The sequence below is a fragment of the Erythrobacter sp. genome (assembly GCF_023653175.1).
GTDB lineage: Bacteria > Pseudomonadota > Alphaproteobacteria > Sphingomonadales > Sphingomonadaceae > Erythrobacter.
Map to the genome: position 1 here is coordinate 1 of NZ_JAMNXL010000256.1, position 3,669 is coordinate 3,669.

The following is a 3,669-nucleotide window of genomic DNA, read 5'->3' on the forward strand; positions in this document are numbered from 1 at the left end:
CGACCGAACGCCCTTCGATTTCCGTCGCCCGCTCACCGTGTGGCAAGTCCAGCTGGCGGACGGCACCAATGTCTATGTCGGACGCGACACCGGCGAGATCGAGGCGGTGCGCACCCGCTGGTGGCGCGCCTTCGACCTTGCCTGGGGCCTCCACATCATGGACCTCTCCGAGCGCGAGGACACGAGCCACCCGGTGCTCATCATCTTCGCCGCGCTGTCGCTGACGGGGGCGCTGATCGGCTGCGTGCTGATGTTCCGCCGCCGCCGGGCGCGGCCGCGCGCCTCCCCATGACCCCGACCGTCCTCACCCCGATCCTCGACCTGCTCGACCTTGCCGGCATCGCGCTCTTCGCGCTGTCGGGCGCGGTGCTGGCGGCGCGGCTGGGGCAGACCTTCGTCACCATGGCCTTCTTCGCCCTGGTCACGGGCGTGGGTGGCGGGACGGTGCGCGACCTCCTGATCCGCGCGCCGGTGTTCTGGATCGACGATCCGTGGGTCGCAGCCGTGTGCCTCGGCACCGCTTTGATCGCGTGGTTCACGCCGGTGCGCTGGTGGGAGGGCAAGGGCTTTGCCTATGCCGACGGCGCGGGACTTGCCGCCTATGCCGTGCTCGGCAGCGCCAAGGCTCTCGCCTACGGCATTCCCCCGGTGCCGGCCGCGCTCATGGGGGTCATCACCGGCTGCGTCGGCGGGATCATCCGCGACGTCGTCGCAGGCCGCCCCTCGATCATCATGAGCCCCGAGCTCTACGTCACCCCTGCCGCGCTGACCGCGGTGCTGAGCGTTGCCGGGATGCTCGCCATAGCCCCGATCGGCCTGCCGGGCGAGATCGCCTGGGGCTTTGCCTTCGCCTGCGGCTTTGCGCTGCGGAGCGCGGCGATCCGCTGGGAATGGGGCCTGCCGAGCTATGGGGGAGAGCGCAGCGGGGGTTAGCCCCCAGTCGCCTCTTCCATCGTCTCGGGGATGATCTCACCGGGGATCGGCCCGCCGGGATAGGCGGGCAGAGCGGTGGCGGCAGCAGGGGGCGCTGTGGCGGGTCGGGTCGGGGCAACCGCCACGCCGCCGCGCATCTCGGCCTCCTGCACCGCCATGTCGGGACGGACCGTCCCGCCAAGCCCGGCGCGTGCGGCGGCATAGGCCTCTGCGCCCCACTGTCCGGCGGCAGGCTGTTCGGCAGAGGCCTGCGGATCTCGCCAATCGCCCGCACCGAAGGTGCCGTCGTAGTCGATCGTGTCGATCCGGCCGTCATTGCCGATCCGGCAGCGGAACTGCGCGCCGTTGAAAATCGAACCGGACACCTCCCAGCCGCTTGGCGTACGGCGGGCATCGTCGACCGTGTCGACCCGGACGTCGCGCTCGATCCGGTCGAGACACATGTCGACGGCGCTGTCGAGGCCCGCCGAGCCTGTCCGGCGGTCATCACGGCGCTGGTCGCGGCGGTCCCAGTCGGCGTCGCGGTCAGGCACACCCGGATCACGCTCGATCACCACCACATCGCGCTCACGCTGGCGGCGGCGCTCGGAATTGGCGATGGCGAGTGCACCGCCGATAATGGCGGCGCCGATCAGCACGTCGCCCGCATCGACCCGGTTGCGACGCCAGCCACGGCGGCCCCAGCCCCTGCCCCAGCCGCAATTCCAGCGGCAACCCCACTGCGCAGTCTCGGCAGCGGGGTCGTAATGCGAAGGCGCAAAATAGGTGGATGTCGCGGTGCCTTGCGCCAGTGGCGCAGCCGCGGCGGGGGCGGCAAGAATGGTGGTGCCAGCCAGCGCGGCGGCCACGGCAGCCACGCGCAATCTCGGAGCCATGATGCTCTCTCCTCCTGTTCAAGCGGCCGGTCGCCCACCAACGCCCGGATGGCAGGCAGGACTAGCCGTGCCAATCTTGCGCTGGGCTGAACCATCGCCATGCCTCACACGAGCCGCCCCGCCATCCAGTGGAGGATGACGGGGCGGGGAGGATGCGCGCGGCGAAAAGGCAGGAACGCCGCGCGCGAGGGGATTCAGCCAAGGTCAGCGCAGGCGGCGGATCCCGTTGAAGTCGACGAAGGGCGCGCCCCGGCCGTCAACCCGGCAGGTGAAGCTGCCGCGGTCGCTGCCGCGCCGGTCCCAGCCGCCGCCGACATCGATCCGGCCCTTGACGCGATAGCCGTCGCGAGTGCGGTCGATATCGCGCACGTCGATCACGTCGGCATAGCGGTAGCCGCCGAAGCGCCGCGCCTGGTTTTCGGCGGCGCGCACGCAGCGGTCGACCGCCGTGCGCGGGTTGACGCCGTAGCGTCCGCCGCGATCGAAGCGGTCGCCGCGATAGCCGTCGCGGTAGTCGTAGCGGTCACGGCCGCGGTCACCATCGAAGGCACCTGCAAGCGCGGCGATCCCGCCGATCACCACCGCACCGGCGATGATCTCGCCCGCGCTGATACCGTCGCGGTCGCGGCGGTCGTCCGCCATGGCGGGGGTGACGGTGGCAGCGGTCAGCGCGGTCGCAGCGACCGCACCGAGCGCGAACCGGGCCATGTTGCCGGAGGCCAGCCGGTTGGTCTTGGTGGTCATCGGAGCATTCCTCGTTTTGCACCGACTGGCGGGATTGCCGCAGGTGTTGAGGACCTTTTGCGCGATTCGGCGTGAGGCTTGGCTGAATCGGGATGACAGGTTTTGTTAATTTTGATACCTCTTTTGCTGAACGGATGGCCGCTACCGACTATTCGGGCAGAGCGGCCAGCACATCGCGGGTGAAGGCGGCGATATTGAAGCCGCTCCCCGCCGGATCCTCCCCGCGACGCACGATCACCACCTGGCGCGAGGGGACGATCACCACATATTGCCCGCGATTGCCGATCGCGGCGAAGGTGTCGGAGGGCACGCCCTCCTCCTTGTTCAGCAGCCAGAATCCCGCGCCGTAGCCGAAGGTGCCGCTGGTGGGCTGCGGGCCGCTGGGGGTGGTGACATATCTCACCCAGTCCTCGGGCAGGATGCGCTCGCCCGAAGGGAGCTTGCCGTTGTTCAGATAGAGCTGGCCGAACTTGGCCAGATCGCGTGCGGTGGTCCAGACCTGCGAGGAGAGAATGTAGTCACTCATCCAGTCGGTCTCTGCGACGGTATGGTCCATGCCGACGGCCTTGAAAAACGCCTCGGGCGCGAAGTCCTCAACCCGGTCGCTCACCGCCTTGACCGCCATCAGCGTGTCGTTGTTGGCATAGCGGAACACGGTGCCCGGCTGGTGAATCAAGGGCCAGATGGCGGCGCTTTCCTCCACGGTCGAACCACCCCAATAGAGCGGATCGGTGCGGTTGCCCGGCGTATCGCTGTATCGGCCCGATGCCATGCGCAGCAGATGATCGATGGTGATGGCGTTGCGCGCGTCGACCAGCCATGCATCGTGCACGCCCGGCGCGTTGACGTCGACCTGCTGCTTGTGCACCGCCACCCCCACCAGCGTCGCGGCGATGCTCTTGGCCACCGACCATGTGCGTTGCGGCGTGGCGGGGTCGAGCCCGGATTGGTAGGCTTCGCCGATTGCCTCTCCATCGCGCAGGACAAGCAGCGCGGTGGTGCGGCTGCCCGCGCCATAGTCGCTGCCCAGAGCCTTGCGCATCACCGGATCAAGCGCGGCCTCACTTGGCGCCGCCACAACCCGGGAGCCGGCCGCCGTGGCCGGCGGATCGGCGAC

4 protein-coding genes and 1 pseudogene are annotated in these 3,669 nt (G+C 69.4%); 2 read left to right on the top strand and 3 right to left on the bottom strand.

Annotated features, from left to right (window positions below):
• Both NBV68_RS18390 and NBV68_RS18395 read left to right on the top strand, forming a co-directional pair.
• Nucleotides 1-292 (top strand): annotated as a pseudogene (locus NBV68_RS18390) (hypothetical protein); the annotation flags it as partial.
• Nucleotides 289-933 (top strand): trimeric intracellular cation channel family protein, encoded by a 645-nt coding sequence (locus tag NBV68_RS18395; RefSeq protein WP_296312775.1) that lies wholly within the window; start codon nt 289-291, stop codon nt 931-933. The pseudogene NBV68_RS18390 and the gene NBV68_RS18395, both read left to right, overlap by 4 nt.
• On the opposite strand, the gene NBV68_RS18400 is transcribed toward NBV68_RS18395, so the two are convergent.
• From NBV68_RS18400 to NBV68_RS18410, 3 genes are all read right to left on the bottom strand, one after another.
• Nucleotides 930-1,808, bottom strand: a complete 879-nt coding sequence (locus tag NBV68_RS18400; RefSeq protein ID WP_296312777.1) for a hypothetical protein — start codon at nt 1,806-1,808, stop codon at nt 930-932. The two genes, NBV68_RS18395 and NBV68_RS18400, sit on opposite strands and share 4 nt — an antisense overlap.
• A gap of 204 nt (nt 1,809-2,012) precedes the next feature.
• Nucleotides 2,013-2,552, bottom strand: a complete 540-nt coding sequence (locus NBV68_RS18405) for a hypothetical protein (RefSeq protein WP_296312779.1) — start codon at nt 2,550-2,552, stop codon at nt 2,013-2,015.
• A 148-nt stretch (nt 2,553-2,700) separates the two neighbouring features.
• The coding region (locus tag NBV68_RS18410; RefSeq protein ID WP_296312781.1) for a serine hydrolase at nt 2,701-3,669 on the bottom strand (969 nt) is incomplete at its 5' end.